This window comes from Arthrobacter sp. B2a2-09, from assembly GCF_027587375.1.
In the GTDB taxonomy this organism is placed as follows: domain Bacteria; phylum Actinomycetota; class Actinomycetes; order Actinomycetales; family Micrococcaceae; genus Arthrobacter.
This window is the reverse complement of sequence record NZ_JAMXIC010000123.1, coordinates 1-272: the sequence shown is the minus strand read 5'-3', so window position 1 is coordinate 272 and position 272 is coordinate 1. Positions and strand designations below refer to the sequence as shown.

The 272-nt window shown below is 64.7% G+C and carries 1 pseudogene; it reads right to left on the bottom strand.

From position 1 onward, the window contains the following. Nucleotides 1–272 (bottom strand): annotated as a pseudogene (locus tag NFJ07_RS26110) (transketolase); the annotation flags it as partial.

Genomic DNA, 272 nt, shown 5'->3' with positions numbered 1-272 from the left:
TCCTGGACGTCTTCGACGTATTCGCCGGTGCGGGTCCAGTCCACGCGCTGGGTGTGCCAGCCGTAGGCCTCGTAGCGTTTGAGCACGTCTTCGGTGAAGGCGATGTCGGTGTCGTCTTCGATGGAGATGTGGTTCTCGTCGTAGATCACCACGAGGTTGCCCAGTTCCTGGTGCCCGGCCAGGGAGGACGCCTCGGAGGTGACGCCTTCCTGGAGGTCGCCGTCGGAGGCAATGACCCAGATGGTGTGGTCGAACGGGCTCTCGCCGGCGGG